This window comes from Microvirgula aerodenitrificans DSM 15089, assembly GCF_000620105.1.
Lineage (GTDB): Bacteria > Pseudomonadota > Gammaproteobacteria > Burkholderiales > Aquaspirillaceae > Microvirgula > Microvirgula aerodenitrificans.
On the sequence record NZ_JHVK01000008.1, the window covers coordinates 102,947 to 129,892 of the forward strand.

General features: G+C 64.1%; 24 protein-coding genes and 1 pseudogene. 10 read left to right on the forward strand and 15 right to left on the reverse strand.

The annotated features are described in order from the left end of the window. Together Q352_RS0108745 and Q352_RS0108750 are read right to left on the reverse strand one after the other, a co-directional pair. Complete coding sequence (locus Q352_RS0108745) at window positions 1–4,902, reverse strand: 2-oxoacid:acceptor oxidoreductase family protein (RefSeq protein ID WP_028499025.1); 4,902 nt, start codon at window positions 4,900–4,902, stop codon at window positions 1–3. 79 nt (window positions 4,903–4,981) lie between these two features. After that, complete coding sequence (locus tag Q352_RS0108750) at window positions 4,982–5,869, reverse strand: (Fe-S)-binding protein (RefSeq protein ID WP_028499026.1); 888 nt, start codon at window positions 5,867–5,869, stop codon at window positions 4,982–4,984. Window positions 5,870–6,318: 449 nt separating this feature from the next. Between Q352_RS0108750 and Q352_RS0108755 the strand changes: the two genes are divergently transcribed. Next, complete coding sequence (locus Q352_RS0108755; RefSeq protein WP_146745111.1) at window positions 6,319–6,738, forward strand: DUF6678 family protein; 420 nt, start codon at window positions 6,319–6,321, stop codon at window positions 6,736–6,738. A gap of 15 nt (window positions 6,739–6,753) precedes the next feature. Here the strand turns inward: Q352_RS0108755 and Q352_RS0108760 are convergent, their stop codons facing one another. After that, window positions 6,754–7,971, reverse strand: coding sequence for a cyclic di-GMP phosphodiesterase (locus Q352_RS0108760; RefSeq protein ID WP_084299989.1), 1,218 nt, complete (start codon window positions 7,969–7,971; stop codon window positions 6,754–6,756). 404 nt (window positions 7,972–8,375) lie between these two features. Here Q352_RS0108760 and Q352_RS24430 point away from each other — a divergent pair. Then, window positions 8,376–8,579: pseudogene (locus Q352_RS24430) on the forward strand (DUF3224 domain-containing protein); the annotation flags it as partial. 62 nt (window positions 8,580–8,641) lie between these two features. Here Q352_RS24430 and Q352_RS0108765 read toward each other — a convergent pair. From Q352_RS0108765 to Q352_RS0108775, 3 genes are all read right to left on the reverse strand, one after another. Continuing rightward, on the reverse strand, window positions 8,642–9,112 hold the full coding sequence (locus Q352_RS0108765; RefSeq protein WP_051528795.1) for a copper chaperone PCu(A)C: 471 nt from the start codon (window positions 9,110–9,112) through the stop codon (window positions 8,642–8,644). A 32-nt stretch (window positions 9,113–9,144) separates the two neighbouring features. Continuing rightward, complete coding sequence (locus Q352_RS0108770) at window positions 9,145–9,711, reverse strand: SCO family protein (RefSeq protein ID WP_199489844.1); 567 nt, start codon at window positions 9,709–9,711, stop codon at window positions 9,145–9,147. A gap of 238 nt (window positions 9,712–9,949) precedes the next feature. Beyond that, window positions 9,950–10,381 carry a carboxymuconolactone decarboxylase family protein gene (locus tag Q352_RS0108775; protein ID WP_028499031.1) on the reverse strand — a complete coding sequence of 144 codons (432 nt, stop codon included), beginning with the start codon at window positions 10,379–10,381 and terminating at the stop codon, window positions 9,950–9,952. A gap of 144 nt (window positions 10,382–10,525) precedes the next feature. On the opposite strand from Q352_RS0108775, the gene pdxR reads away from it, so the two are divergent. The 3 genes from pdxR (at window position 10,526) to Q352_RS0108790 (ending at window position 15,102) form a co-directional block, all read left to right on the forward strand. Further along, window positions 10,526–11,959 carry a MocR-like pyridoxine biosynthesis transcription factor PdxR gene (pdxR, locus tag Q352_RS20365; protein WP_036385810.1) on the forward strand — a complete coding sequence of 478 codons (1,434 nt, stop codon included), beginning with the start codon at window positions 10,526–10,528 and terminating at the stop codon, window positions 11,957–11,959. Between the two features lie 155 nt (window positions 11,960–12,114). Next, on the forward strand, window positions 12,115–14,301 hold the full coding sequence (locus tag Q352_RS0108785; RefSeq protein ID WP_028499032.1) for a putative bifunctional diguanylate cyclase/phosphodiesterase: 2,187 nt from the start codon (window positions 12,115–12,117) through the stop codon (window positions 14,299–14,301). Between the two features lie 147 nt (window positions 14,302–14,448). Then, window positions 14,449–15,102, forward strand: a complete 654-nt coding sequence (locus Q352_RS0108790) for a DUF2325 domain-containing protein (RefSeq protein ID WP_028499033.1) — start codon at window positions 14,449–14,451, stop codon at window positions 15,100–15,102. A 130-nt stretch (window positions 15,103–15,232) separates the two neighbouring features. Here Q352_RS0108790 and Q352_RS23310 read toward each other — a convergent pair whose 3' ends face one another. Continuing rightward, the gene (locus Q352_RS23310) at window positions 15,233–15,505 is read right to left on the reverse strand and encodes a hypothetical protein (RefSeq protein ID WP_156952503.1); all 273 of its coding nucleotides are present in this window, start codon (window positions 15,503–15,505) and stop codon (window positions 15,233–15,235) included. Window positions 15,506–15,538: 33 nt separating this feature from the next. On the opposite strand from Q352_RS23310, the gene Q352_RS0108795 reads away from it, so the two are divergent. The 4 genes from Q352_RS0108795 (at window position 15,539) to Q352_RS0108810 (ending at window position 19,416) form a co-directional block, all read left to right on the forward strand. Next, window positions 15,539–17,011 carry a hypothetical protein gene (locus Q352_RS0108795; protein ID WP_156952504.1) on the forward strand — a complete coding sequence of 491 codons (1,473 nt, stop codon included), beginning with the start codon at window positions 15,539–15,541 and terminating at the stop codon, window positions 17,009–17,011. A gap of 61 nt (window positions 17,012–17,072) precedes the next feature. Continuing rightward, window positions 17,073–18,383, forward strand: coding sequence for a phosphopyruvate hydratase (eno, locus tag Q352_RS20370; RefSeq protein WP_051528798.1), 1,311 nt, complete (start codon window positions 17,073–17,075; stop codon window positions 18,381–18,383). Continuing rightward, on the forward strand, window positions 18,371–19,096 hold the full coding sequence (locus Q352_RS0108805; RefSeq protein WP_036385777.1) for an AzlC family ABC transporter permease: 726 nt from the start codon (window positions 18,371–18,373) through the stop codon (window positions 19,094–19,096). The genes eno and Q352_RS0108805 overlap by 13 nt, the downstream gene beginning before the upstream one ends. Continuing rightward, complete coding sequence (locus Q352_RS0108810) at window positions 19,093–19,416, forward strand: AzlD domain-containing protein (RefSeq protein ID WP_028499036.1); 324 nt, start codon at window positions 19,093–19,095, stop codon at window positions 19,414–19,416. The genes Q352_RS0108805 and Q352_RS0108810 overlap by 4 nt, the downstream gene beginning before the upstream one ends. Before the next feature lie 7 nt (window positions 19,417–19,423). Here Q352_RS0108810 and Q352_RS0108815 read toward each other — a convergent pair whose 3' ends face one another. The 4 genes from Q352_RS0108815 to Q352_RS0108830 form a co-directional block, all read right to left on the reverse strand. Then, window positions 19,424–20,248 carry an AraC family transcriptional regulator gene (locus tag Q352_RS0108815; protein ID WP_036385778.1) on the reverse strand — a complete coding sequence of 275 codons (825 nt, stop codon included), beginning with the start codon at window positions 20,246–20,248 and terminating at the stop codon, window positions 19,424–19,426. Between the two features lie 226 nt (window positions 20,249–20,474). Then, on the reverse strand, window positions 20,475–20,870 hold the full coding sequence (locus tag Q352_RS0108820; protein WP_028499038.1) for an aconitase X swivel domain-containing protein: 396 nt from the start codon (window positions 20,868–20,870) through the stop codon (window positions 20,475–20,477). A gap of 9 nt (window positions 20,871–20,879) precedes the next feature. Further along, on the reverse strand, window positions 20,880–22,241 hold the full coding sequence (locus tag Q352_RS0108825; RefSeq protein ID WP_028499039.1) for an aconitase X: 1,362 nt from the start codon (window positions 22,239–22,241) through the stop codon (window positions 20,880–20,882). A 187-nt stretch (window positions 22,242–22,428) separates the two neighbouring features. After that, entirely contained in the window at window positions 22,429–22,983 is a 555-nt protein-coding gene (locus Q352_RS0108830) for a DedA family protein (RefSeq protein WP_028499040.1), read from the reverse strand. A gap of 222 nt (window positions 22,984–23,205) precedes the next feature. Between Q352_RS0108830 and Q352_RS0108835 the strand changes: the two genes are divergently transcribed. Further along, window positions 23,206–23,409, forward strand: coding sequence for a hypothetical protein (locus Q352_RS0108835; RefSeq protein WP_028499041.1), 204 nt, complete (start codon window positions 23,206–23,208; stop codon window positions 23,407–23,409). A 67-nt stretch (window positions 23,410–23,476) separates the two neighbouring features. On the opposite strand, the gene Q352_RS23315 is transcribed toward Q352_RS0108835, so the two are convergent. From Q352_RS23315 to Q352_RS0108855, 4 genes are all read right to left on the reverse strand, one after another. Continuing rightward, complete coding sequence (locus Q352_RS23315; protein WP_156952505.1) at window positions 23,477–23,641, reverse strand: hypothetical protein; 165 nt, start codon at window positions 23,639–23,641, stop codon at window positions 23,477–23,479. A 65-nt stretch (window positions 23,642–23,706) separates the two neighbouring features. Then, window positions 23,707–25,332, reverse strand: coding sequence for a methyl-accepting chemotaxis protein (locus Q352_RS20375; protein WP_084299995.1), 1,626 nt, complete (start codon window positions 25,330–25,332; stop codon window positions 23,707–23,709). A 51-nt stretch (window positions 25,333–25,383) separates the two neighbouring features. After that, window positions 25,384–26,289: a LysR family transcriptional regulator gene (locus Q352_RS0108850; protein WP_158537473.1), complete on the reverse strand. Its 906-nt coding sequence runs from the start codon at window positions 26,287–26,289 to the stop codon at window positions 25,384–25,386. A 315-nt stretch (window positions 26,290–26,604) separates the two neighbouring features. Continuing rightward, window positions 26,605–26,889: a DUF3761 domain-containing protein gene (locus Q352_RS0108855; protein ID WP_028499043.1), complete on the reverse strand. Its 285-nt coding sequence runs from the start codon at window positions 26,887–26,889 to the stop codon at window positions 26,605–26,607. Window positions 26,890–26,946 lie beyond the last annotated feature (57 nt).

Here is a 26,946-nt window from a genome sequence, read left to right on the forward strand (position 1 = left end):
TTATGCGAAGTGGCTGGCGCGTTCGCGCAGCGCAGGCAGGCCCGGCTCGTCCGGATTGGCCGGCGTACCCGGGTGGATGCAGGCTGCCGGACAGTGCTCGGCCGCCCGCACCAGCTCGGCATAGGTCGCCGCCGACGGGTCGGCCACGGTTGCCCTGCCGTCCGGGCCATAGGCAAACGCCTTGCCGTTCAGACGGGTGCAGTCGTCGCAGGCGGTGCAGTCGGCCGGATCGATCCATGCCGGCTCGAATGCCGTTGCCGCCGTTGCTGCCGGAGCGGCAGCCGGCTGCCCGCCGGGCGGCGGTGCGCTGCCGGCGAGTGCGAACAGCGTGTCCGACAGCTGGCGCGCCATGTCCTGGCGTGCACGGGCGACGGCATCCTGCACCTGGCTGCCTTGCGCCTGTCCCGACAGGGCGCGCAACTGGTGCCAGAAGCGCAGACGGTCGTCGGCCGAGCGCACAATGCTGTCGCTGACCGCCAGCCGTCCGATGCGGCCATCGCCCTGCAGCACCTCGATATACGGCACATGGCCGGCGCGTTCGGCCTCCGGCAAGGCGAGCAGCGCGGCGAACGGCAGCATCCGTCCGTTGTCATCGGCCGCTCCGATCTTGCGGAAGTGCTTGCCGAAGCGCGCTTCGGTACAGGCGAAGTCGGCAAAGGTAAAGGGTTTTTGCCGGCGCAGCGGCTGGCCGCTGTCGTCGTGGCCGACCAGTTCGGTCATCGGCCAGTCGGCATCCGGTGCCGGATTGCCGCTCAGGTCCAGCCCGTCGCCGATCAGCGGCCCGGCATCCGGATCGAAGCGGAACAGCGGGTAGGCGCGCGATTCGACCGCCAGCCGCGACTGGCGGTCCATGCCGTCGTCCGCCACGCCGTGCTCGGCCGGACAGACGGCATAGATGTTGAACAGGGCCGGTCGCTGGCTGTTCAGGCCGTCGATAAAGCCGCCCAGCAGGTGCGGGAGATGGCTGACGGCCGACTGCAGCACGAAGCTCGTGCGGTGGGCCATGGCAATCAGGCCGATTTCCTTGCGGATTTCCTGCTTGCCGCGTCCGACCTTGCCATACGGCGACATGTCGGACACCTGGCCGACAAAGCCCGAGGTGCAGGCCTGGCCACCGGTATTCGAGTACACCTGCGTATCCAGCACCAGTATCTTGACCGGCGTGCCGGAGGCCAGCGCACGCGACAGGTTCTGGAAACCGATGTCATACATGGCGCCATCGCCGCCGATGGCCACCACCGGCGGGCAGAGCTGCCATTCGTCGTGGCTGAAGTCGCGCCAGTTGAAGCGCTGGTAGAAACCGGCCTTTTCCGCAGTAAGGGGCGCGCCGGACAGCACGTCCTCCACCTGGCGGATGGCCCGGAAGCCTTCGGCCATGCGTGACATGTGGCCCTCGAACAGGCCCATGGCCATCGACGGGCTGTCCTGAAACAGGTGCGAGGACCACGGGAACGGATACGGGTTGTACGGCCAGGACGAAGCCCACACCGAAGTACAGCCGGTCGAGTTGACTGCCCCCATGGCGGCCCGCCCGCTGCCGGACGGGCCGGATTCGTAGCGCCAGACCAGATCGCGCAGCCGGGCCAGCAACTGTCCCATGTCCTTGAGCCAGGCGCGGTCGACCACGGTGTTCTCATGGCCACTGTCGAGCAGGTCGGCGAGGCGGGACAGGGTCAGGTCGCCGTCCGGAACGGCAAGGCTGGCATCGGCCAGTGCCTCGGCGTCGGACAGATCGATGCCCGCCACCAGCTGCTGGCGCATATGGGCTTCCAGCCGGACGATCAGGTCCTTCAGCCGTGTCAGCTGGCGTTCCACTCGCGGCTGCATCAGCGCGCTGACCGTCGAGGTGAACAGGTGGATGGCGGTCTTTTCTCCGCAGCCGAGACAGGCACCGTCGCCACAGGCCATCGACCCGTAGTGGCGCTTGTCGAGCAGCAGGGTTTCCAGTGCGCCGATCCCGTTGTCGAGATCGCGGATGCGGGCGAATTCCGGTGGCGTATTGGGCAGGTCGCGCCACAGATCCCAGCGCTGCCGCAGCCCGGCAATGGCGGTCTCGTCCTGCGGGCGGGCGCTCAGCGCGCCGTCCTTGCACACGCTGATACAGGCCATGCAGCCCTTGCAGGTGGACGGATTGACCGTCAGCGCAAACAGCCCGCCACTGCCGGCGCACTGCTTCTCGCGCACAGTCCAGTACGGTGCGGTGAGGGCAAAATCGGTGTCCCCCAGTTCGCTGCGCAGCCGCCCCAGTTCCCGCTCCAGACTGTCGTGCGTCTCTCCGGGCTGCTGCTCGGCCAGTACCTGGTAGATGGCGCTGTCGAGTGCGGTACCGACCTGGCCGCCGTGGCCCTGCGGGTGACAGCCGGCATGCAGCAGGGTGGCCAGCCTGTGGCTGACCCGGCGCAGATGCACGGTCGGCGTGCCGCCGGTTTCGATGCGGCGGATCAGCGTCGCCAGCAAGTCGGCCGGCCGGACCACCAGGCCCGGCAGGGCCGAATCGGGACACACGGCATAGCACTTGCCGCAGGCCGTGCACTTGTCCGGCTGCCAGTGCGGGTAGTCGAAGCGGATCTGTGTCATGTCGCGCATCAGCCCGGTGACCGGTGGCAGCAGCGACAGGGCCTGGAACGGGTCGGCCGGCCGGTCCGAGCCGCGGCCCGCCACGTAATGCACGCCGGTGCGCTGCCAGAAGCGGTGGATGTCACCCAGCGGCGACTGGCTGCGCGGCCGTGCCGCCAGGGCTGCCGGGGCGACGGGCAACAGGGCGGGGGCGTCGGCTGCCTGCGGCGGCATGTGGCGGATCTCGCGGGTCTGGTCGAAGCCGCGCCGCACCACGCGCAGATTGTCGGTCACCACCTGCTCACCCTTGGCGCCGAACTTGCGGCGCAACTGCGCCTCGATGGCGGAGAACAGGCGCGCCTCGTCAAGGCTGGCACGCGCCATCAGCGGCGAGGCGGCAAAGAAGGCGCCCTGGAAGGCATTGCCCTGCATGCGCAGTTGCAGCTCCGGATGGCTTGCCTCGTCGCGGGCGATCGAGAAACCGTCGACAAAGAACAGGCGAATCCCGCGTTCGGTGATTTCCTGCTGACGGGCCGTCGGAATGCCGGCCCAGACCGTGTCCGGGTCCTGGCTGTCCGCCTGCAGAATGAACACGCCGCCGGGTTTCAGGCCATCCAGCGGATTGGAGTGGCTGAACACATTGGGATCGGGCGACATCACCACGTCCACGTAGCGATACTCGCAGTTGAGGCGGATCGGCGTCGGGGCGGCGGCAAGGTAGTAGGTGGTCGGCTGGCCCTTCTTTTCCGAACCGTACTTCGGATTGGCGCGGATTTCCCAGTCCAGCAGCTCGAACAGCGTCATGGCCAGGTTCTTGCCGGTGGTGATGGCGCCCCAGCCGCCGATGGAGTGGATGCGGACAGTCAGGGCGTCCGGCGGCATCAGGTCCGGATTGACCGAGCCCTTGACCGCCAGTTCGCGCACCTGCGGATAGGCAGCCAGCAGACTGTCGTTGCATTCCGCCTCGACCGGCGACAGCGGTTCGCTGATGAAGTCGATACCCAGATAGAAGAAACGGCGCTGGCTGCTGTCGGGCAGCATGTTTTCCACCGCGCCGATCAGGCATTCCGGCTGCAGGTCGCGTGAACCGAGGCCGTACACCCCCGAGTACAGATCGGGCGCCTCGGCCGCGGTCATGGCGGCATGGCCGGGGTAGGGCAGCGGCTTGCCGCGCGGGGTGCGGCCGTTTTCCAGACACTTGCCGAGAGTGGCGCGGACTTCGCGCATCAGCGGCAGATCTTCGGCCAGCGGCTGGTCGGTCCGTTCCAGCACCGCCACGCCCTTGCAGCCCTTGATGACCTCGCCCAGCAGATCACCGGCAAACGGCCGGTACAGGGTGATGCCGACCACACCGACCTTGAGCTGGCGTTCGAGGCGCAGCCAGTCGGCCACGGCCTGCGCCTCGACAATCATCGAACCCATGCCGACGATCAGATAGTCGGCGTCGTCGCAGCGGTAGCGCGACAGGCGCTGGTAGTGGCGGCCGGTCAGCGCGCCGTATTCGTGCATGGCCTGATCGGCCAGCCCGGCGACGTGGGCATGGAAGTACGGACGCTGCGCCGCCATGGTCTGCATGAAGGCGTCCTGGTTCTGCACCCCGCCCGACATCAGCGGCAGGTCGACGTCCCACAGTGCCGGCACCCGGCGGCGGGTCGGGCCGAACAGCAGGCGCTGTGCCGGCGTCGGGCTGTCGATCAGGTCTTCCGGCGAACCGAGGTATTCGGCAATCAGTTCGCGCTCGGGCTTGCGGATCGGCTCCAGCAGGTGAGTGGTCAGAAAGCCGTCCTGGGCCACCACCGCCGGGGTCAGTGCCAGTTCGGCGGTGCGGCGGCCGATCAGGTTGAGGTCGGCGGCTTCCTGCGCGCTGTTGGCGAACAACTGGAAAAAACCGGTGTCATCGATGCAGTGAAAATCATCGTGGGCACAGTGCACATTGAGCGAGGCATGGGTGATGGCGCGGCAACCCATATTCAGCACATAGGGCAGGCGCTTGCCGGCGGCGGCGTACAGCGACTCGTGCATGAAGGCAATGCCCTGCGACGACGAAAAATTGGTCGCCCGCAGGCCGGTCATCGACAGACCGGCGGTGACTGCCGCTGCCGCGTGTTCGGATTCCGGCTCGACAAAGATCAGCGGTCTGCCGGAGACATTGATATGGCCGTTCGCCGCCTGTTCGGCCCAGTACTCCCCCATCTGCGTCGATGGCGTGATCGGGTAGGCGCCGGCGGCGTCGGATGCCTCGCGCTCGCACAGGATCACCGCGGTATTGCCATCCACGGCCATGCGTTCGCCCGGATATCGGTAGCGGACTTCTTCTGCCGCCTTTTTTCCCTTGATGCCAAACATGATTAAGCCTCTGAGTCGTAGATCTGGAATTCGGAGTCACTGTGGTCGGGCTGTCGCGGCCGCATCGGGCCGGACGCGCTCACGGGGTATGGGCAGGGGAGACCGGCAGCGCTTCCCGGCGGCGGACCGGACCGGCGGCAGGGCCACGCTCCGCCGTGGCCGGCGTGGACAGCCAGACAATGGCGCCGGTCGGGCAGCGGGCCGTGGCCTGGCGCGACGCCTGGCGCACGTCGCCGGCAATGACTGCCAGCCCGTCCTCCAGCCGGATCAGTCCCGGCGCGGCGTCGGCCACGCAGCGGCCACAGGCGGTACAGGTGACGGCACAGGCATCACGGGCATCAGGGCCGGGCTGGCGGTTGCGACAGGCCACCCACAAGCGGTTTTCCAGCGGTTCCAGGGAGATCAGGGCGCGCGGGCAGGCATCGACGCAGTCGCCGCAGGCCGTGCAGCGGTCCGGGTCGATCACCGGCAGGCCGTGGGTATCGAGATGGATGGCATCGAAGCGGCAGCGCAGCGTGCAGTCGCCCAGTCCCAGACAGCCCCAGCTGCAGGCCTTGGCGCCGCCGGACACCATCTGGGCGGCGCGACAGCCCGGCAAGCCCTGGTAATGGGCGCGCTGGCGGGCCACATGCTGGCCGCCGGCACAGGCCAGCCGCGCCACCCGGCGCACCCGGGTGCCGACAGGGGTGCCGAGCAGGGCGGCGATGCGGGCCAGTGCATCGGCCGGGGCGGTATTGCACGCGGCGGGGGCAATCTGTCCGGCCAGCAGGGCGTGGGCGAACTGCTGACAGCCCGGCACGCCGCAGCCCCCGCAGTTGGCCTGCGGCAACAGTTCGCAGATGGCTTCCAGCCGCGGATCTTCTTCCACCTGCAGCCAGCGGTATGCGAGCGCCAGCAGGGCGGCCAGCGTGCCGCACAACACCGCCATTGCCATTGCGGCGGTACTGATGTGGGAAAGGATTTCCATGGTCTCTGTCGTGTTTGATCCGGTGATCCGGGCCGGTATTGGCTCCGGTCCGGATATCAATGACTACGACACAAGACTGAGAGGCGAGGGGCTTGTCGGTCAAGCGGTTGCTTGGTTGAATCGCGGCAATATCCTGATATGGTCAGAATTATTAATATTCATGACGCAATTTCGATAAGTCATTCATTTTGCTGATTCATTTCTGAAGTCTGCGAAATGGATTTTCAATAAGTTATCGAATCGGCAAGTTCACAAAGCGACATGTCAGATATATCGGGTTAATCCCTTTGGTATTTTTCTGGACTCGGGAATCATTATGGCCGGAGAAAAAAGGTAACTGTTTTTTCGCCCTGTCCGGCCGATCGGGTATTTCGCCGCGAGTCCTGAAAAACGCATGCCGGGCAGAATCCGGTATGCTTGCCGCCGCACCCGAACTTCATTCCCGGTCCATGTACAAACTTGAACGCCACAAGGCCGAGGTGCGGGACGAGGTCAACCGCCTCGGCCTGTGCCCGCTGATGAACGACACGCGCTGGCGGCGGCTGCAGGCCGCCATCGACAGTCTGCCGTTTCCGCCGCCCTACCAGCGCAAGGACGTCCTGCGCGCCGAGCCGGACTCGCCGGACCTCGATGCCGATGTCAGCTACCAGGGCAATTACACGGACGAGTGCCTGGGGCCGTTTTTCGCCACGGAATGGATCCGCATCCGGCCGCGCTATCTCAAGCAGGTCGGGCGCCTGCTGCCGCCGGTCCTGGTCGATTGCGAGGCGGAGCTGCTGCAGGCGTTACGGGCGTACGGGCTGCGGCATGAACGGGACGGGGACACGATCGTGATCCACGGCTACAAGCCGACTGCCAGCGCTGGCTGACGGCCTGCCCGAACCTTATTTCAGCCACAGGCACATATCGTCCAGGTGCCTGAAGTGCCAGCGGTTCTCGTCTTCCGGTCCGATGATGCTGTCCTCGCAGCAGGGGGCGCCCAGATCGAGAAGGTGCATGGGGATCGGCTCGTTGTCGAGCAGCGAGAAGAACACCCGCACGGTGGGGCGCAGCAGCGAATCCTGTCCCGGCTCGGTGACCACGGCCAGTCGCTGGGACGCCAGCCGCACCAGCGAGCCGACCGGGTAGATGCCGACCGACTTGACGAAGGCATTGAACAGCACCTTGTCGAAGTGCCCGTCCCAGCTGGCCATCTGCCGCATGGCGCCGGCAGGATTCCAGGGCTCCTTGTACGCGCGTTGCGAAGTCACCGCGTCATAGACATCACAGATCGCGCCCATGCGTGCCAGCAGCGGAATCTCGTTGCCGGCCAGACCATGCGGGTAGCCCTGACCATTCATTTTCTCGTGGTGGTAAAGCGCAATCTCCTGTACCTCGGGCGCGGCGCCGCCGGCACGCAACAGCTCGGCCCCGGCGGCCGGGTGGCCTTTCATGATCTCGAACTCGGCATCGGTCAGCTTGCCCGGCTTGTTCAGTACATCCAGCGGCATGGCTGCCTTGCCCAGGTCATGCATCAGACCGCCGATGCCGGCAAGGCGGGTGTGCTCTTCACTCAGTCTGAGTTGACGAGCCAGGGACAGCATCAGCGCACAGACAGCGACCGAGTGCAGGTAGGTGTAGTCGTCGTGGGTCTTGAGGCGGGCCACGCTCAGCAGCGCGATCGGGTGGCGCTCGATGGAACTGGCGATCTCGTCCACCAGCGGCAGGGTGGCATTCGGATCAATGGCCTTGCCGAGCCGGGCCTCATTGAACATCTCCACGATCTGTCCCTTGGCAGACAGGCAGATGTCCTTGGCGCGGGCCACTTCGGAAGCCATGGGGCTGGTGCTGTCACAGGTCTCGACCGGCGGGCTCATCCCGGTCAGCGCAGGGGCCTCCGGCGCGTCCGGCGGCGCCTCGCTGCGGCCTTCCGGCCGGGGGCATCCAGCCGTGGACTTGATCCATACCTCGCGAATACCCGCTTCCATGATGGCGCGGATGTCGGCCGGGTCGGTCAGCAGAAAGCTGCCCCGCAGGAACGGGTGCTTCAGCCAGGAGCCGCCAAGCTTGTGAATGTACATGCCGGGGCGCAGGTCTTGGACGGGAATGCGTTTTGCCAACATGGTGTCTCTTTGGTGAAGAAGGGGGGTTACTGCACGGATACCCGCTGACGACCCGCAGGCTGCACTGCCTGGTGCCGGCCATGCCCTGCGGAGTATTCAGCTCCTTGTCTTGCTGCCAATGATATTGGCATTCTAGAGGGCTGAAAAAATCATTTCAATCATGACTCCGGTGAAAATGCCTGCGAAGTGTTGTCGGTTTTACCGTGGTGCTGCATCAGGCGCAGCGCCTGTCTCGTCCCACACCTTAGTGATGCAGACACAGGGCGGACATAGGAAACCATGCTGACAGCAGGGATGTCGCATTCCTGAAGTATCCCTTTCCCCGCGCCGGCAAGGCTTGACGCGGCGTAAAGGGCCATGGCGACAATCAGGTGGCCGGTTGACGAAGATCAACGTCGTGGCCGTTGCCGGGGCCGTGTTTCTCCTGCGGCATTCGACCAGGCGCCCGGACGGGCAGTGACATCGCCATTGAGAGCGTCAAAGGCGTGATGAATGGAAAAGAAGGCATCGCCAATTTCATTCACTGTGCGTCCACAACCGGCACGGATCGGGCAGATGAATGCTGCATGGTCCGGGGCCGTGGCACAGGTGATTTGAGCGGTGTATCGGGACCGGGAGCCTGGCCGGCCTCCGGTCCCATACCGTCATGCGTGCCGGCCCGTGTTCCGGCTTACTGGTGGGCGTCGTGGCTCATGCCGCCGCCGTTCAGCGCCCGGGCCGGGGCGCTGACGGCGACCGATTCACGCTTGCCGTCAGCGGTCTCGAATACCAGCGTCAGCGGCACCTTGTCGCCCGGCCGGATCTGCTGTTTCAGCTCGATCAGCATGATGTGGTAACCGCCCGGGCGGAGTTCCACCGCCTTGCCGGCCGGCAGCACGACACTGGCGACCTGGCGCATCTTCATTACATTGTCCTGCATGGCCATCTCGTGGACTTCGACAGCCCGGGCCGCCGGCGACGCCGCGCTGACCAGCTTGCTGTCGCGGTCGGCGGTCAGGCGCATGAAGGCACCGGTGGCCTGCTGCTGCGGCACGGTGGCGCGGACCCAGGCATCACTGATCGTGACCTGTGCCTGGGCGGCGGAGGCGATGATGGCGCCGGTACAGAAAACCAGTGCGGTTCTGATCGGGGAGAAGGTCATGGTGGGGCTCTTTTCCTGGCAGGGTGAAAGGGTCAGGCGAGGGCGAAGACCTGGCGCAGGTCATCGACGCATTCATCGACACTCTGGCTGTGCTGCAGCGCCAGCTGCAGCTTCCCGTGCCGGTCAAAGACAAAACTCAGCGCGGTGTGATCCATGGTGTACGACGATCCGGTCGGGACTTTCTGGTAGAACACATTGAAGTTGCGGGCCGTGGCAGCCGTCTGTTCCGGGGTGCCGTACAGGGCGACAAAACCGGGGTCGAAGGCAGCGACATACTTGTCCAGCACCTCTGGCGTATCGCGCTCCGGATCGACGGTAATGAAAATGACCTGCAGCTGCTCGCCATCCTTGCCGAGCGCCTTGCGGATCTGCGTGGCCCGGTACAGCGCGGTCGGACAGACATCCGGGCACTGGGTAAAGCCGAAGAACACCATGACCACCTTGCCGCGATAGTCGGTCAGCGTGCGGGTGCGTCCCTGCGGATCGGTCAGTGCGAAATCGCGCCGGACATCCTGATCGCTGAAATCCATGCCGTGCAGGTTCTTGAAACGGCTGGCGGCAGGTTCTGCCTTTGGTCCGCAGCCGGCCAGCGCCAGCATGAGCCCCGCTGTCTGCAGGAGAAAAAGGCGTCGCGGGGTGTCGTAAGGCATCGGCATGGCATCGGGGTCGAGGTACGACCCGGCTGTAGGAAAAGGGCTGGCCGGCCAGCCGGGCGGGGCGCCGCGGACAAGGGCCATGACAGGCGAAAGCACTATAACCCTTACCCGGTTGACCGCTGCTGTGACAGATTGCCGCAGCAGCGACCACGCCGGGCCGATGCGGAAAAGGCGCGGACGGCTATTGCCGCAAACCGATGGCCAGGCGATTGAATGCGCTCATCAGCGCAATGGCAAAGCACAGGTCCGAGATCTCGACCTCGCTGAAATGGGCCTTCAGCGGTTCGAATGCCTGATCCGGCGCATGGGTGCGGGCCACGTCCACCAGTGACTCGGTCCAGGCCAGCGCCGCGCGTTCGCGTTCGCTGAAATGCGGACTCACCCGCCAGCCGGCCAGACTGTCCAGTCTGGCATCCGGCATGCCGCCTGCGCGCAGCAGCGCCGCGTGCATTTCCAGACAATAGGCGCAGCCATTGATCTGCGAAATCCGCAGATTGACCAGTTCGATCAGCGTCTTGCCGAGCGGGCTGTGCGCCAGGGCTTTCTTGACGGCACCGAGACCCTGATAGGCGTCCGGCGAGAGGGTCTGGTACGGCAGGCGAAGGGCAGTCATGCAGGGATTCCAGTAGCGGGGAAAAAGAAAAGCCGGGCTCCCGGATGGCAGTCATCAGGATTCCCCGGCGGTCTGTCGCTACTTTAGGCAACCAATGGCATAGTAAACAGGTGCAAGAATGAACAATTGGACTGGGCCATGGACATGGACTTCCGCCTCCCGGCGCTGCAAAAGCTGCAGGGCGAACCGATCTACCTGCAGCTGTACCGGCGCTTTCGCGACGCGATTGCCGAGGGCAAGCTGCGTCCGGGCGACCGGGTGCCGTCGGTGCGGAGTCTGGCCAGCGAGCTGAACCTGGCGCGCGGTACGGTGGAAACGGCTTACCAGATGCTGGGCAGCGAAGGCTATCTGCTGGCCCGGGGGCCTGCCGGCACCGTGGTGTCGCCCCGGCTGGCAGACCGCACTGGCCGTGGCGCACCCCCGGTCCGGCCGTGTTCCCCGTCGGCCCCGCGGACAACGGTGACCGAGCCGCCACCGTTTCAACTGGGCCTGCCCGCCCTGGACATGTTTCCGCGCAAGACCTGGGCACGACTGGCCGGACGTCATGCGCGCAGCCTGGATGTCGCCGCCATGGCCTATCCCGACCCGTGTGGGCATGAAGCGTTGCGTCATGCGATCGCCTCCTATCTGGGCATCTCGCGCGGCATTGCCTGCACGCCTGAACAGGTCTTTGTCACGGCCGGCTATCGTTGCGCGCTGGATCTGGTCTGTCGTGCCGCGCTGCAGCCGGGCGATACCGGCTGGTTCGAGGACCCGGGATACCGCTTCGCCAGGCAGTTTCTGGAACAGGCCGGCATGCGCTTGTCGCCGGTGGCAGTGGACGACGACGGGCTGGATGTCGAGGCCGGGCTGCGGCAGGCCGGCGCGGCGCACTTTGCGCTGGTCACCCCCTCGCACCAGAGCCCGCTGGGCGTTGCCCTGTCCCTGCCGCGCAGACTGGCCCTGCTGGAATGGGCCACGGCTACCGGTGGCTGGATCATCGAGGATGATTACGATAGCGAATTCCGCTACCACGGCCGTCCGCTGCCAGCCCTGAAAAGCCTGGATCGCGCCGGGCGCGTGCTCTACGCCGGGACGTTCAGCAAGGTGCTGTTTCCCGGGCTGCGTCTCGCCTATCTGGTCGTCCCCGAGTCGCAGATCGCCAGATTCAGGGAGACGGCAAGCGTGCTGCATGGCCACGGCGCCATCCTGCATCAGGCCACCGTGGCCGATTTCATGGCGCAGGGACACTTTGCCCGTCACCTGAAGACCATGCGCAGCCTGTATGCCGAGCGTCGCGGCTATTTGCTCGATGCCCTGACGCAGGTGTTCGGCGATGCGCTGTACGTGCCGCCGCGCCGGGGCGGCATTCATCTGCTCGCCCATCCACGGGCCGGCTGCAGCGACCGGACGCTGGCCACGCTGGCGAATGCCGAAGGGCTGGCGGTGGAGGCCCTGTCCGCCTGGGGCCGGCTGGACACGTCTCCTGAAGGGCTGTTGCTGGGTTTCACCAATCTGGCGACGGCCGGGCAGGCACTGGGCCTGTGCCGGCGGCTGGAGAAAGCCTGGGGGCGCTTGCCGGGCCCGTCCGTGGCTTGACGCCGGCAGGCCGCCGCCTGTCAGCTGCGGCCCGTTGTGCAACAGGATTTTTCATCAGCATCGTCTACAGTAAATGATATTTGCATTGCCGCGTGGCAGGTCGGGGCGCAGCTGAACAGACTTACTCAAGAGATGACTGGAAGAAGGCGGTTTCAATGAAATGTCCTGCGATACAGGCCAATGAAAAGGAACGGTTGATCGCACTGGGCGCCTACGGGCTGGAGGACGGGCAGCCATTGCCCAGCCTGGACCCGGTCGTTCATATCGCCGCGCGGATGTCCGGCATGCCGGTGGCAGCGGTCAACATGATCGGCACTGACCATGTGTTCTTTGCGGCCAGCACCGGTGTCGGTGAAGTCGACATGCGTCGCGACGTGTCGTTCTGTGCCCATGCCATCAATTATCCGGACGGGATGGTGATACCGGACACGATGCTGGACGAGCGCTTTCACGACAACCCGCTGGTGACCGGTGCCGCCGGCGTGCGCTTCTATGCCGGCGTGCCGCTGCTGTCGCCGGACGGTCTGGCGCTGGGGGCATTGTGCATCCTCGACCGCCAGCCACACCCCGAGTTCTCTGAGGAGGAATGGCAGCGTCTGCGCGAGCTGGCCAGGATGGCGTCCGACCGGCTGGAACTGCGCCGGATCGCGGTCAGCGCCGAGCGGACCCGGCCGAAGTTCGACGAATACGCCAGCGGCTCGCTGACGCCGGTCATCTGGTTCGACGAAGACGGCGGCATTGTGGCCTGGAATGATGCCGCTGCCGCCGTGTATGGCTACACGCAGGCCGAAGGTATCGGATGCGCGGTCGACAGCCTGCTGGCCGAGGACGAGCGCCCGGCGTTCCGGGCACTGATTGTGCAGGCGGTGGAAGCGGGGTCGCTGGACCGGCTCGACGTGCCTGCCGAACTGAATGGCCTGTGCCGCAACGGTCAGGTGCTCCGGCTCGGTTTTTCGCTGTTCTGCTGGCGGGATGCTGGCCGGCTGATGTTCGAGGCCGTGCTGCGCGACCAGACGGCGCAGCGGCGCGAGCGGGACGAATTGCGCCAGCAGGCCTGTTTTGACGCCCTGACCGGGCTGGCCAACCGGAGCCGGTTCTATCGCTGTGTCGAAGCCGTGCTGACCCGTGCCGAACCGGCCGTGGTACTGATGATCGACCTGGACGGATTCAAGGACATCAACGACACGCTCGGCCATGCGCTGGGAGACAGCATCCTGCGGGAGGTGGCGGTCCGGTTGAGCCATATGGCCGGCCCGGCCGATACCGTCGCCCGCATCGGCGGGGACGAATTTGCCGTGCTGCTGACCGGTATCAGCGATCCGGATGCAGCATCGCAGGCGGCGGATACGGTGATCGGGATCATTGGCCGGACGATGGTCATTGACGGCCACGAGATCCGGGTCTCGGCCAGCTGTGGCGTGGCCCTGGCCCCGCTGCATGCGATGGAAGCGCTGGAACTGGTCGGCAATGCCGACCTGGCGCTGTTCAAGGCGAAGAGCATCGACCGCGGCCGGCGCTCGCTGTTCGAGCCTGCTCTGCGGATGGAGGCGGTGGCGCGCCGGCGCCATGGGCTGGAGCTGCACCGCGCGGTCGACAATGGCGAATTCCTGCTGTTCTACCAGCCGCAGGTCAGCCTGATCGACGGGGCCATTACCGGCGCCGAAGCCCTGATCCGCTGGCTGCATCCCGAGCGCGGGCTGCTGACGCCGGCGGCCTTCCTGCCCTCGCTCGAAAGCGGGCCGCTGGCCGCCACGGTCGGCGCCTGGGTGCTCGACGCGGCCTGCGCGCAGGCCGCGTTCTGGCGCCGGCACGGCGCGCCGTCCCTGCGGATGGGGGTCAATCTGTTCGGCGCCCAGTTCCGCGTCGGCGGGCTGGCTGCCGATGTCATCGGCGCGCTTGAGCGGCATGGACTGCCGCCGGATGCGCTGGAACTGGAAGTGACCGAAAATATCGCACTGGCCCACGACGATGTTGCGCTGGCGACGCTCGAGCGGCTGCGCGCGCAGGGCGTCGGCATTGCCTTCGACGACTTCGGCACCGGCTATGCCTCGCTGAGCCTGCTGAAAACCTATCCGCTGACCCGGATCAAGATCGACCGCAGCTTTGTCCAGGGCATGCTGGAATCGCGACGCGATGCGTCCGTGGTTCGCGCCATCCTCGACATGGCCCGCAGTTTCGAGCTGCAGACCATTGCCGAGGGGATCGAAACCGATGCCCAGCGCCAGCGGCTGCGGCTGGAGCGGTGCGACGAGGGGCAGGGCTATCTGTTCGGCAAACCGCTGCCGGCCGCACAGTTCGAGCTGTTGCTGGGCATCGGCCGCGGCGCGAAGGTCGCCGCCTAGGCCGCCGACCGGATTTTGGGCTTTTAATAAGAATGATTGTTATTTACTATGCGGGGTGTGCCGTTTCAGGAACCGGATTTCCGCCATGACCAAACCGCTTGCTTCACCGGCATCGACCGGCCGCTTCACCGCTGCGGGGGTGACACCATGACCGTCTCCACCCAGGATTTCGAACGTCTGGTCGATGAACACCGGGTGCTGATCCGCCAGTACGCCCAGGTGCAGGCCCGCAGCCACCAGTACATGAGGACGCAGGAGGCAGAGATCGAACGCCTGCAGGCCGAAGCCGTGCAGTTGCGTGCGGCGCTGATTGCACGGGATACGGCACTGGCCTGGGCGGCGGAAGACCAGGCCCGGATGGCGGCGGCCCTGCCGGGGCTGCCGAAGCGCTTTGCACTGGCCCGGCGGGTGGAGTCGCTGCTGGACCGGATGCAGACCCTGCTGCGCGAGCGGACGGCGTGGCAGTGGCGCGGGGCAGGGGGGCGGCTGACCGCGGGGCAGGAAAAGGCGGTGCTCTGCATCGGCCAGGACCCGATGACCGCCAGCGCCACGCGCGAACTGGTCGAGCAGGTGGGCGGGCGTTTCCTGCACCATGATGGCGGCGATGAAGTCGATGCGTCGATGCTCGAGGCCAGCCTGATTGCGGCCGACCTGGTGATCTGCCAGACCGGTTGCGTCAGCCATGGCGCCTACTGGCGGGTCCAGGACCATTGCAAGCGTACCGGCAAGCGCTGCGTGCTGGTCGACCGCCCCGATGCGCTCGACGTGGTACGGGTATACCGGTCGGCAACCACGCGCTAGCGGCCCGGGCTCCCGGGCCGGACGGCGTCCCCGCAGCCTGCCGGCACGGGACCCAGCGGAGAAAATCAGCGCTTGTCCGATAGTTGATAGTTAATGTCCTGCTTCCGGTAATCCGTGCCGGCCGCCATGACTACACTCGTTCCTCTGTTGCCAACACGGCATGCATCGCCCACGGCGATCGCTGGTGATAAAGAGGAAAAGGGTGGAAATGACGCTGGAAGCCATAATTGACCCGCGCGGTCAGGTCGGAATAAACACAATCGGATTGTCGCCCCGTCCGGACATGGCCGCGTTGAAAGCCGGCCCCATCCTTTTCTACGACAATACCAAACTGGATTTCTGCCATTACGCGGAAATCTTTACCGCAATCAAAAGAAACTTCCGCGAGCGCGGCATCTGTCATTTTTCCGACTTCCGGCAATCCGTGCGCGGCAGCATGTCTTCCGATCTGCGGGAACGGGCCCGCCATCTGGCGCGGGACGGCTATGTTGCCGCCGTGGTCGCGCTGGCCGACATGGGCACTTCGCCGATGACCACGGTGCTGGCCATCGAACTGGAAAAGGCGGGCATTCCGACCCTGCTGATTTCCGCACCGCCGGGAGATGGCCTGGCCAGACATGTGGCTTATTTCCGTGCCGGCCATCTGTGCATCTGCAATCTCGACATTTATCAGGCCAGCACGGTCGACGAGATTACCCGGCAGGTCGAAGAGAATATCGGCTACATGATCGATGCCCTGACCCTGCCCGGCCATGAAATCGACCAGTGCGCGGCAATTGACTCACTTCTGGATACACAGCCGCAGTGGGACCTGAATGATGCGCTGAAACTGGTGCAGGGACTGGAAAAGAACGGCGATGCGGCGCCAGGGCGCTATCTGGAAGTCCTGATGAACCAGTGCGAGGCGCTGTCCATCGGCGACGGCCTGCCGTTCATCCCGCCGACGGAAGCGCGAGTGGCCAGAATGGCCACCTTCTGCCCGTATTCGCCGACAGAGGTCCTGATCCCGGAAGCCGGGCCATCCGGCAAGGACATCACGGTCCGGGACGTCATGGTCAATGCGGTCATGGCCGGGTGCGAACCCGAATACCTGCCGGTGGTCATTGCCACCTTCCAGGCCATGCGCAACCCGGCATTCAATTTCCAGCAGTCGATTACCACTTCCTACAATGGTGGCAATCTGGTGCTGGTCAGCGGTCCGATCGCCCGCGAACTGCGCATCCACTCCGGCCAGGGCTGCCTCGGCCCGGGATTCCGGGCCAATGCGACCATTGGCCGGGCGGTCAACCTGACCCTGCTCAATGTCTGCCGCGCCTATCCCGGCAAGGCGGATCTGGGCTGTCTGGGCTCGCCGGTCGAGTTCACGTACTGCTTTGCCGAAAGCGTGGAACACAGTCCGTGGCCCGGCATCAATGCCGAGCATTTCGATGAGCAGACGTCCACCGTCTATCTGCTGAAAGCCGAACCACCGACTGATGTCGTGGACTTTCTCAGCAGGACGGCCGCTGGCCTGCTGGAAACCCTGATCGACAGCGCGACCCACCTCGGGCGGATGAACGCCTATATCCCCGGCCGCATCCTGATTGTCCTGACCCCCGATCACGCGCAGATGCTGACCCGGGACGGCTGGGACAAGCCGCGACTGCGCCAGTACCTGTTCGAGCGGATCCACAACCCGCGCGCCAGCGTCGAGGGCCGGGGACTGGTGCCGGTGCGACCGGCGTCGTTCGGGGCCCTGGACCCGGTACCGGCCACCCGCAGCCCCGGCGATATCGACCTCGTCGTTGCCGGCGGACGCGGCGGGCACTCGGCCATCATCGCCAGCTGGGGCCTGTACAGCGACGCCGTGGTGCAGCCGGTCCGGTTGCCGGACGGTCGCAATGCCAGAAGCATTCTCGATTTTCAATAAGAACGCTATCCGCTTCCCCGACCCGGGTAAGCGCCCGCCGCTTGCGGCAAGGAGAGTCGTCATGTTTGCCATCAAAGAAATCGTGGCCAGGGAAGTACTCGATTCCAGAGCCGATCTGACCCTGGAAGTGGACGTGCTGCTGGAAAATGGTGTCATGGGCCGCGCGATGATTCCCACAGGCTGCTCGGTGGGAAAACATGAAGCCGTCGAGCTGCGCGATCATCAGTCGACCCGGTTCAATGGCAAGGGCCTGTTGAAGGCCATCGACATGATCCGCACCGAGATCCGGCCGGCGCTGCTGGGCAAGAACCCGCTGGACCAGACCGGGATCGACCGGCTGCTGATCCGCCTGGACGGCACCGACAACAAAAGCCGCCTTGGCGCCAACTCGATTCTCGGCGTGTCGATGGCGGTGGCCAAGGCCGCAGCCAGCCATCTGGGGCTGTCGCTGTGCGCCTATCTCGGCGGCAAGACCGGGCATGAGATTCCGCTGCCTATCCTGACCATGCTGTGCGGCGGCAAGCACGGCGGCGGAAATGTCGATTTCCAGGATTTTCAGGTGATTCCGCTGCGGGCACGAAGCCTGCACGATGCGCTGGCCGTCGGGAAAAATATCTATAACGCGCTGAAAAGCCTGATGAAAAGCCAGGGTATGCCGGTCGGCGTCTCCGGCACCGGCGGCTTCATGCCGACGCTGCCGTCGAACGAGAGTGCGCTGCAGATGCTGACCGATGCCATCATGCTGGCCGGCTACCGGCCGGGGGTCGATGTCGGACTGAGCATGGATGTCGCGGCGGAAATGTTCTACGAAGGCAAGCGCTATCACCTGAAGTCGGAAGGGCGGACCCTGACCGCCGACGAGTTTATCGGCCTGCTGGAACAGATGGTCGACCGCTATCCGATCGTGCTGATCGAAGACCCGCTTGGCGAAGACGACTTCGACGGCTGGACCGAGATCACCCGGCGGCTCGGTGACCGTATCGAACTGGTGGGCGATGACCTGTTCACGTCCAGTATCCGGCGCTTCGGTCTGGGCATCGACCGCCGGATGGCGAACTCGATCCTGGTCAAGCCGAACCAGATCGGCACCCTGACCGAGACGCTGGACATCATTGCCGCCGCCCGGGCCGCCGGCTACGGCGTGGTGATCTCGCGGCGCTCCGGCGAGACCGAGGACACCTCGATCGCCGACATCGCCGTTGCCACCAACTGCGGCAAGGTCAAGTTCGGCTCGTTCGCCAGGAGCGAAGGACTGTCCAAGTACAACCAGTTGCTGCGGCTGGAAGAAGCACTGGGACCGGCGGCGCTGTTCCGCGGCGCCCAGACGCTGAAAGCAGACCTTGGCCGCCCGGTGGGGGCATGCCTGCAATGAACCGGCTGCCCAGGCCCTTTGTCGACGGCATGCTGGCGGCCATGCCGCTGGTGCCGGGTTTCATTCCGTTCGGCATTCTGACCGGCATCAGTGCCATCCAGGCCGGCATGCCGCCGCTGACGGCGCAGCTGTCGTCCCTGTTGCTGATGTCCGGGGCCTCGCAGATTGCCGCCGCCTCGCTGATGGTCGCACACAGCCCGCCGGTCATGATCGTGCTGACGCACTGGATCATCAATCTGCGCTATCTGATCTACAGCGCCGGCCTGTCCACGCACAAGCTGGCCTTCACCCCTGCCACCCGGGTGCTGGCCGCCCACCTGCTGATCGACCAGACCTATGCGCTTTCGCATCTGCATTACGAGACGAACCGGCTGTCCGCCCGCGAACGCACGCAATACTATTTCGGCACGGCGTTCCCGCTGTGGCTCAGCTGGCAGCTGTTTACCGCCGTCGGCATCGTATTCGGCCAGGTCGTGCCCGAGCGCTGGGAGCTGGATTTCGCCATCACCCTGTGCTTCGTCTCGCTGCTGGTGCCGGTGCTGAAAAACCGCCCGATGCTGCTGGCCGGCCTGGTGTCGGGAGCCATCGCGGTGCCGCTGTACGGGCTGCCCTACAATCTGGGGCTGTTTGTCTCGTCCCTGTGCGGGGTCATGGCGGGGATTGCGGCCGAATACTGGCGGGCGCGGGGCAAGTGCCACAAGGTGGCATCATGAGCCAGTCCATGATCTGGGCCATCCTGCTGGCTGCCACGGTGGGCACTTTCCTGTTCCGCTATTCGTTTCTGTGGCTGTCCGACCGCTATCCGATGCCGGAACGGATGCGCCAGCTGCTGAAATACATCCCGGCCTCGGTAATTGCGGCGCTGACCCTGCCGGCGATCCTGACCCCGGCCATCCATGACGGCAACTGGCATGCGCCGCGTTTTCTGGCCGGAGTGATCGCCATGCTGGTCATGTGGCGGACACGCAGCGCGCTGCTGACGCTGGTGCTGGGCATGATCGCGTTGTGGCTGGGCCGCTGGCTGGCGCTGTAGCCGGGAATCAGCAGCGCAGCTCCTGTATGTAGCTGCCCGGCGTGGTGCCGGTGTACTGCTTGAAAAAGGCGACGAAGGCACTGTCGCTGTTGAATTCCAGCGTGCTGGAGATGGTCGACAGCGAAACCCGATTGCTCATCAGCTCCAGCGAGCGCATCAGCCGCCACTGCTGGCGCCAGGAACGGTAGTTCATGCCGGTCTCGCGCGAGAAAATCCGGCAGATGGTTCTTTCCGAAGCGCCGATGCGGGATGACAGTTTTTGCAATTGCGGGGGAAGGGCCTGCTGTTTCAGGATGTCGAGCAGAGGTTTCATCCGTGAATCCTGTGGCAGCGGCAACAGCATCGGCTGTCTGGGCGCCGCACAGATTTCGTCAATGAATACCTGCAGCAGATTGTATTGGCGATCCTGGAACCAGTTGGTTTCAAAATCGGAAAAGGCAATGCGCTCTACCAGCTCTTTCAGTAATGGCGATAACGACATGACTTCTATTTTGGCGGGCAGTTGCGGAAATTCATTCATGTCCAGATAAATGGAACGGAATTCGACATTATGATGCTGAACGGTCTTGTGCAGGGTGTGCGCCGGAATCCAGACTGCGCGATACGGTGGAATGATGCATACCTGATTGCAAAGCTCGATGTGAGTGCAACCCTGTCGGGTAAAGGTCAATTGACCCTTGCTGTGTGAATGCAGACCTGCACGCGGAGTATGTGCGACAGGGGAGTCATAGCATGTGGCAATGCCCAGTACCGGGGAATCGAATTTGTCGGGGTCAAAAAACTGGTTCAGGGCTTCGGCATTGGAGAAAATATCAGGAGGGATCACCGCCATTGAAAAGGGTCCTTTCTTCAGCTGCCATTATGGTGAACGCGATAAGGCCGGGCACACTGAGGGTGCCGCTGGACGCCGTCGGGCGAAAAACGGACAGGACCAAGCATAGCCCGTGATTCCCGTTCCATCCATAACGATTTTCTAAACATCTGGCGCATGACGTTGGCCTGTCCTGCGCCGGAGAGGGGCAGGGCGGCATCCGCCGCTCTGCGAAGTCATGCAGACGCTAGTCGTCGATGTGAATGTCGTGCCCGCGAATGCGGAGGCGCTGTCCGGTTCTCAGCCGGCTGACGATATCGATGCCGAAACGGTCGAATACCGGGATGTCGATGGTGATGGCGCTTTCATACAGCACCGGATCGATCCGGTTGCACAGAATGGCAACCGGCGCCGTGCCGCGCTTTTGCGCATCGAACAGAATGAACGGCCCCATGGTGCCGCCCCTGCCTTCGGGACAGACCAGCACGCGGCCAGCCATGCAGTGTCCGTGCAGTGGATGACCCTCGGCGACGAGCGCGCCTGTTTCCGGGTCGAAATCACCGATGAATGAAAAGGGGAAGTCGACCACGAACACCTCCGCCTCGACATCGCCGGCATTCAGTTGCCTGCCTTGTATCTGCATGCTGTGCTTTCAGTTGGGCTCGGTAATGGCATCCACGCAGGCATCCATGTCGGCGATGCGGACCCTGACCCGGCCCTTGGTCAGCCTGGAAATGTAGTGCGCCGCCTTGAACGACTGGGTCAGGATCAGGTCGACCGATTCGGGAATCGGCGCGTCCGGGATGGCCGACATGCAGGCACTGGCAAAAGTGCCGCCCGCCTGCTCGATCGACTGGACATAGCCCATTTCCTCGGCAAGCCGGTATTGCTGGTGGGCGAAGCCGACCCACAGCCGCTTCCCCGGACTGACATGCCGCTGCGCCAGCAGGCCGGCGAGGTGGCGGACTTCGTTGATCGACAGGTGCGGGCAGCCGAACAGCGCCATGCCGGCGCCGCGGACATCGGCCGCGGTGGCGCCGACGGCTGTCCGTGCGTCGTCCGCGGTGGCGCAGGGGGCCGGGCCGCTTGCCGGTTCGCCGCAGGGCCGGCCGACCGGGATGGCCGTTGCCAGCGCGGCCGACAGGTCGACTGCCTGGTAGCGGGCCAGGGCATGGCGAAGGGTATCCGGGTCGATGTCGACATGCTGTTCGGGCGCCTTGCCGCCCAGTGCCTGTTCGAGGGTATCGGCCTCCGGCGTGACGCCGACGATATGGCAGACGCCGACCGCGCCGGTGACCGAGAGCGGCACCATCAGGTATTTCAGCCGGTCCAGATTGAAGTCCCGGCTGAAGCCTTCGATGACTACATTGCGGTCCTGGGCCTGCTCTCCCAGAAAATAGCCGATGGCACCCAGCTCGATCTGCGACAGCCGGTCGACGTCGATATCGTGCAGCCGGACCTGGACTTTGGCATACCGTTCTTCATCCAGGAACAGACCACGAAAAGGGGCGCGACCGGTAATGGCTGCCGCCAGGCTGATCACGGCGCCGTCGCGATTGCAGCGTGCGCCAAGCACCGAATTGGCGATGACCTGGCCACCGGAACCGATCCAGGAAATGAAATCGCCCTTGCGCGGCAGGTTGCCGACCATGGCCGGAAAACAGGTATAGGTTTGAAAAAAGCCTTTTTCCTGGAATATCTTTTTTCGGCGATTCAGCAGGTCCAGGTTTCTGGATGCATAGTCGGCGGCAATGCCCATTTCCGCCCAGCTTTCCGGGCTGAAGGCAGACATGTGCGGGTGCAGCGAGGTAAAGACCGCCGGGTGGCGGATACCTTCCGTCATTTGTTCCAGCAGTTCGATGGGAATAGTGGGAATCACATGCGCGCTGGCAATCCTGACCATTTTTCCCGCGCCGAAGGCGGTGCCGAACTTGACCAGCATTTCCATCGATTTCTGCACGCCAGGTCCGAACTTCCCCTCGACCATGGCGGTTTCTTCTTGATCCAGAATCATTTTCTGATACCCGTTGTTATTCTGTGCTGCCGGCGGGCTGCATCGTGCCGCAGTCGGGCGCGGCCGCTGCGGAATTCGTGCAGGAATTGGAAAATATTCAGGATAGCGATGGCCTGTGCCAGCCATTACCGGAATCAGGACATTAACTGTCAAGTTTCAGACAGATTGCGCGGCAGCGCCGCGCTGTCTAGCGCCGGTGTCGCCGGCTGCGCCACCATGCCGTCAGCACGGAGAGCGCAACGAGCAGCACCAGCGCGGCAACTTCATAGCGCTGGATGTCGGCAAACAGCCATTGCAGCGAGCGTCCGAACAGAAAGCCGACCCCGGCAACCAGCGGGGCCCAGATCGCTGCGCCGATCAGGTTGAACAGGACAAAGCGCCAGGCGGGCACCTCGCTCATGCCGATCGCGACCGGGCCGACCAGGCGCAGCCCGTACAGGAAGCGCACGGCCACGATGACACCGCCGTGGTAGCGCAGCAGCAGCCGGTTTACCTGTTCCACGCGCGGGCGCCAGCCGGGGAAGCGGCGGAACAGGGATCCGCCGTAATGGCGTCCGGCGAAAAAACAGGCCTGATCGCCGAGCGTGCCGCCACAGATCGCAGTGACAACCACCAGCGGCCATGACAGATAGCCCTGGTGCGCGGCAAAGCCGGCCAGGATCAGGACGGTTTCGCCTTCGAGCAGGGTGCCGGCAAACACGGCCAGGTAACCATACTGGGCAATGAGTCCGGCGAGCATCATGCATGATTCCTTGCAGGGGGCGGTGACATGGCCGGGAAGGCCCCGGACGACTGCCTGCCATGCTGCCACCGCCCGGACTCGGGTGCACGTGCCACCTCACATGCCGGAGGCCGGACACGGCTGTCCCAGCCGACAGGCGGTCATGTCTTTGTTTTAACCGGGACCGCAGCAGCACATGACAACTGCCAGAATGACAGCATCAGCCCAGGAAGGAGACGTACCATGGAACCGTTCAGGGAAGGGGACCACGTCATGCACCCGGCATCCGGGGCGGAGCTGGTCTTTCTGCGCGAGCTTGATGAACTGGACGAGTTCATCACGCCGGTATTGTGTGCGACGCAGGATATCTACGGTGCGCGGGTAGTGGTCGAAAGGACGGACCTGGAGGCGTGCAACAACCGGGTCCGGGCCTCGTTCCATCCCTAGCCAGGCGCCGCCCGTCAGCGCGGGACGCGATACACCCGGCCGCTTGCCACGTCATGCAGGACAGGGATCAGCCCGGCGAGTCGGATTCGATGCCGGTGAACAGCACGGTATGGATTTCGCCGTTTGCCAGTGCGATCAGACCGGCCTCGGCGGGTTGCCGCGGCAGACCGGCTGCCTGGGTCAGGCCGCATGCCAGCAGCGGGATCAGGGCAGGAAACAGGTGCTTGCGCATCGGACATCCGGTCAGGGCAGGGGGTGGCCAGTGTAACAGCCGGACACTCCCCGCCGCTGGCGGGCTCAGACCTTGAAGCGGGCGATGGTTTCCAGCATCAGGGTTGCCTGCTCGTTCAGCCGGGTGGCCGTCGTGGCATTGTTCAGCGAGCCGGAATGGCTTTCCTCGGCCATTTGCGCCACGCGCTCGATCTGCTGGGCAATGCTGGTGCTGGCCATCGACTGCTCACGCATCGAGTGCGAGATCTCCGCGATGCGCTCGACGGTGTCGCCAGTGCGCGCCAGGATGCTCTGGATCGCGCCGGTGGCCTGATTGGCCGATTCGACACCGTGCTCGACCTGGGTGACCACGCCATGCATCGAGGCCACGGTCAGATTGGCGTCGTCCTGCATCGACTGGACGGTCACGGTAATTTCCTGGGTCGACTGCGCTGTGCGTTCGGCCAGCTTGCGGACTTCATCCGCCACCACGGCAAAACCGCGACCCTGCTCGCCGGCACGGGCGGCCTCGATCGCCGCATTCAGCGCCAGCAGATTGGTCTGGTCGGCAATGTCCTTGATCACGCCGACCACGGTGCCGATCGACGCCGTCTTGTCCTTCAACTGCTCGATCTGGAGCGCCGCCTGGCGAACGCTGTCCGAGGTACTGCGGATCATGTCGATGGTGTCGTTGATCACCTCGGCACCGACCTTGGCTTCGCTGCCGGCCTCGCGGCCGCTCTGGTCGGCCTGTGCCGAGCGGTCGGCCACATGGCTGACGCTGACCGTCATCTGTTCGACCGCCGCCGACATGCTCGAGGTCGATTCGCTGACCTGTTCCACCGCCTCGGTCATCTGCTCCGAGGCACTGGCGACCTCACCGGCGTAGCCGCCCACTGTCTGGCCGATCTGCTTCAGTTCGACGAAGCCGGTCTGCAGCATCTGCAGAAGCTGGTTCAGGCGCTGGGCGATATGGGTGATCTCGTCGCGGCCATGTTCCTGTACCCGCTGCGTCAGGTCGCGATGGGTCGTGATCAGGCTGATCTTCGCGTCCAGCTCGTTCAGCGAGCGGCTGATGCTGCGCGTGAGCAGCAGGCTGGAGCCGACCATCAGCACCAGCAGGGCGGAACCGAGCGACATCAGGATCCAGGTTGCGCTGGTCGCTGCGTGAATGGCCTGCGCACCGCTTTCCTCGCTGACCTGCCGGTTCAGATTGACCATCTGCTGCAGATCACGGTAGGCGGCATCCGATACCGGAATGGTGGTGCTGCGCAGGTACTCCATGGCGGCGGCATTGCCCTGCGGCGTGTTCTGGTTGGACAGCTGCATGAAACCGGGAATCAGTGCATACCACTTGTCGATCGAGCTGCTCAGCGCATCGATCGATGCCTGATCCTGCGGATTGCTGAGCAGCCGGCTCTTGTAGCTGTCGAGCGCCTGACGCAACACGCCGCGCAGTTTTTCCAGCTCGGTGGCGGCGGCCTGTTTGCTGGCGGCATCGGTCGAGCCGGCATGCAGCGTGATCTGCCGGCGGGCTTCGATAAACTGCGCCTTGATTTCCTCGACCGCAATAATGGATGGCAGGGCATCATGAGTAATCCCGTCGACCTGGCTCTCCAGCTGGCCCATCAGCACTTTCAGCGTCAGCAGCATCGCTGCCAGGCCGAGCAGACTGAAAAAAACCATTCCGTACAATTTTGTCGATATTTTCATGATTCCTGATCCTGTAGATTGAAGCGGTGGGCCGGCCGGCAGAGGGCGGATTCAGCCGCTATTGTGGGTTTCCATTCGTGCAATGGCGTAATCGAGGATGGCTCTTGCGCCAGCCGATAATGTTTTGTGATTTGAATAGGCCGCATACAACCCGTCTCCCCGGGCCAGGTATTGCGGCAGAATGCGGATAACTTTCCGGATGGCCAGGTTGACGCAATGCTCGCTGATCAGGGCAATACCAAATCCCTGCTCCGCCGCACTGATCAGCCCGGACGTGGAATTGGTGGAAAACCGGGTATTGATCTGTACCGGCAGGCAAATTTCTCCATTGGGCAACAGAATATTGATCGAGGTATCATCGCTGCGATGAATGCATTGATGATTTTTCAGATCGTCCGGCCGATGTGGCGTGCCATGCACGCTCAGGTAGTCGCTGCTGGCATAGAAGCCGAGCGGCATGCTGCATAATTTGCGGATGACATAATTCGTCCGCCGGGGTCTGCCAACCATCAACAGCAGATTGATATTTTCCTGGTCGAGGTCGGGCTCATGGTCTGAAACCAGGACTTCCAGTTCCAGTTCTGGATAGGACTTCAGCAGTTCAAAGAAAAAATTGTTGGTGGGGCACTCGAAAAACCCCGTCGGGACCTGTATCCGCACTTTACCACCGACTCCATGGCTGGCTGACTGTATGGATTCAATTGCAGCACTGAGGCTGTCTATATTCGTGCTGCTCCATTTGTACAGCCGCTCTCCATCCGGCGTGCAGAACAGAGAACGGGTTGAGCGCAGAAACAGCGAGGTGCCCAATCTGTTTTCCAGTCCGCTCAATCGCCGGCTCAGCGTGTTTGCCGGCATGCCGAGTTGCTTGCTGGCCCTGGAGAAATTTCCAGCGCGAACGATCTGAACAAAAAGCGCTATATCGTTGAGCATTAAATTTACACAGCGGATGTTCATATAAGTTGATATGGGCTTGTTATACATAACAAGCCCATTGCCATATTAAATATGGATTTTACACGATGTTATCATGATCAATTGTCAATTGATAACTGACAACGATGGATATCAGTTTTCCATTAATGAGCGTAATCGAGAGCTTTCCGGCCGCCCGGTTTCTGGTCGGCCACCCGGCCGGAATGGTGTGTCCAGGGGAACCGCCGGGCACGGCGCAGCCGGCACCAGTCCGGTGCCGGGGCGGTGTTCTGCCATCCCGGACAGGGGCGGCGGAGAGGGGGGCCGACCGCGGCATGCCGGGACGGCCGCCGCGCCTTACAGCCAGTTTTCCACGCCGCCATGCCGCGAACAGGTGCCGCGACGATGCTGGCTGAAACTGTACGAGCCGTCGCGGCAGCGGGCCGATGCCCCTTCGGGGGCCTTGCCATTGCGGGTATGGGCGGGGGAATGCACCCGTTTGCCGTCACTGTTGGTATAGCTGCCGTGTTCGATCAGCTGCGATTCCTGCGGGCTGGAATGCGTGTCCGGGTACGGGGATTGCTTGGCGAGGGCCGGCTGGAAGGCCAGGGCGGCCAGCAGGGCGAGCAGGGCAAGTCGCATGATAAAACCATTGTCATGAAATGTGCTTATCGTGCCTCCGCTTGCCGCCACAGGTAA

Bases quoted from the DNA above. Each gene is read 5' to 3' on its own strand.
- Q352_RS0108815 (WP_036385778.1), bottom strand. From the start codon at position 20,248: ATGGCGGTGATCCCTCCTGATATTTTCTCCAATGCCGAAGCCCTGAAC.
- Q352_RS0108745 (WP_028499025.1), bottom strand. From the start codon at position 4,902: ATGTTTGGCATCAAGGGAAAAAAGGCGGCAGAAGAAGTCCGCTACCGA.
- Q352_RS0108760 (WP_084299989.1), bottom strand. From the start codon at position 7,971: ATGTTGGCAAAACGCATTCCCGTCCAAGACCTGCGCCCCGGCATGTAC.
- Q352_RS0108785 (WP_028499032.1), top strand. From the start codon at position 12,115: ATGAAATGTCCTGCGATACAGGCCAATGAAAAGGAACGGTTGATCGCA.
- Q352_RS0108755 (WP_146745111.1), top strand. From the start codon at position 6,319: ATGTACAAACTTGAACGCCACAAGGCCGAGGTGCGGGACGAGGTCAAC.
- Q352_RS23315 (WP_156952505.1), bottom strand. From the start codon at position 23,641: ATGCGCAAGCACCTGTTTCCTGCCCTGATCCCGCTGCTGGCATGCGGC.
- Q352_RS0108830 (WP_028499040.1), bottom strand. From the start codon at position 22,983: ATGATGCTCGCCGGACTCATTGCCCAGTATGGTTACCTGGCCGTGTTT.
- Q352_RS0108835 (WP_028499041.1), top strand. From the start codon at position 23,206: ATGGAACCGTTCAGGGAAGGGGACCACGTCATGCACCCGGCATCCGGG.
- Q352_RS0108820 (WP_028499038.1), bottom strand. From the start codon at position 20,870: ATGCAGATACAAGGCAGGCAACTGAATGCCGGCGATGTCGAGGCGGAG.
- pdxR (WP_036385810.1), top strand. From the start codon at position 10,526: ATGGACTTCCGCCTCCCGGCGCTGCAAAAGCTGCAGGGCGAACCGATC.
- Q352_RS0108790 (WP_028499033.1), top strand. From the start codon at position 14,449: ATGACCGTCTCCACCCAGGATTTCGAACGTCTGGTCGATGAACACCGG.
- Q352_RS0108750 (WP_028499026.1), bottom strand. From the start codon at position 5,869: ATGGAAATCCTTTCCCACATCAGTACCGCCGCAATGGCAATGGCGGTG.
- eno (WP_051528798.1), top strand. From the start codon at position 17,073: ATGTTTGCCATCAAAGAAATCGTGGCCAGGGAAGTACTCGATTCCAGA.
- Q352_RS0108765 (WP_051528795.1), bottom strand. From the start codon at position 9,112: ATGACCTTCTCCCCGATCAGAACCGCACTGGTTTTCTGTACCGGCGCC.
- Q352_RS0108775 (WP_028499031.1), bottom strand. From the start codon at position 10,381: ATGACTGCCCTTCGCCTGCCGTACCAGACCCTCTCGCCGGACGCCTAT.
- Q352_RS0108825 (WP_028499039.1), bottom strand. From the start codon at position 22,241: ATGATTCTGGATCAAGAAGAAACCGCCATGGTCGAGGGGAAGTTCGGA.
- Q352_RS0108855 (WP_028499043.1), bottom strand. From the start codon at position 26,889: ATGCGACTTGCCCTGCTCGCCCTGCTGGCCGCCCTGGCCTTCCAGCCG.
- Q352_RS0108770 (WP_199489844.1), bottom strand. From the start codon at position 9,711: ATGCTGGCGCTGGCCGGCTGCGGACCAAAGGCAGAACCTGCCGCCAGC.
- Q352_RS0108805 (WP_036385777.1), top strand. From the start codon at position 18,371: ATGCCTGCAATGAACCGGCTGCCCAGGCCCTTTGTCGACGGCATGCTG.
- Q352_RS0108810 (WP_028499036.1), top strand. From the start codon at position 19,093: ATGAGCCAGTCCATGATCTGGGCCATCCTGCTGGCTGCCACGGTGGGC.
- Q352_RS0108850 (WP_158537473.1), bottom strand. From the start codon at position 26,289: ATGAACATCCGCTGTGTAAATTTAATGCTCAACGATATAGCGCTTTTT.
- Q352_RS0108795 (WP_156952504.1), top strand. From the start codon at position 15,539: ATGTCTTCCGATCTGCGGGAACGGGCCCGCCATCTGGCGCGGGACGGC.
- Q352_RS23310 (WP_156952503.1), bottom strand. From the start codon at position 15,505: ATGACAGATGCCGCGCTCGCGGAAGTTTCTTTTGATTGCGGTAAAGAT.
- Q352_RS20375 (WP_084299995.1), bottom strand. From the start codon at position 25,332: ATGAAAATATCGACAAAATTGTACGGAATGGTTTTTTTCAGTCTGCTC.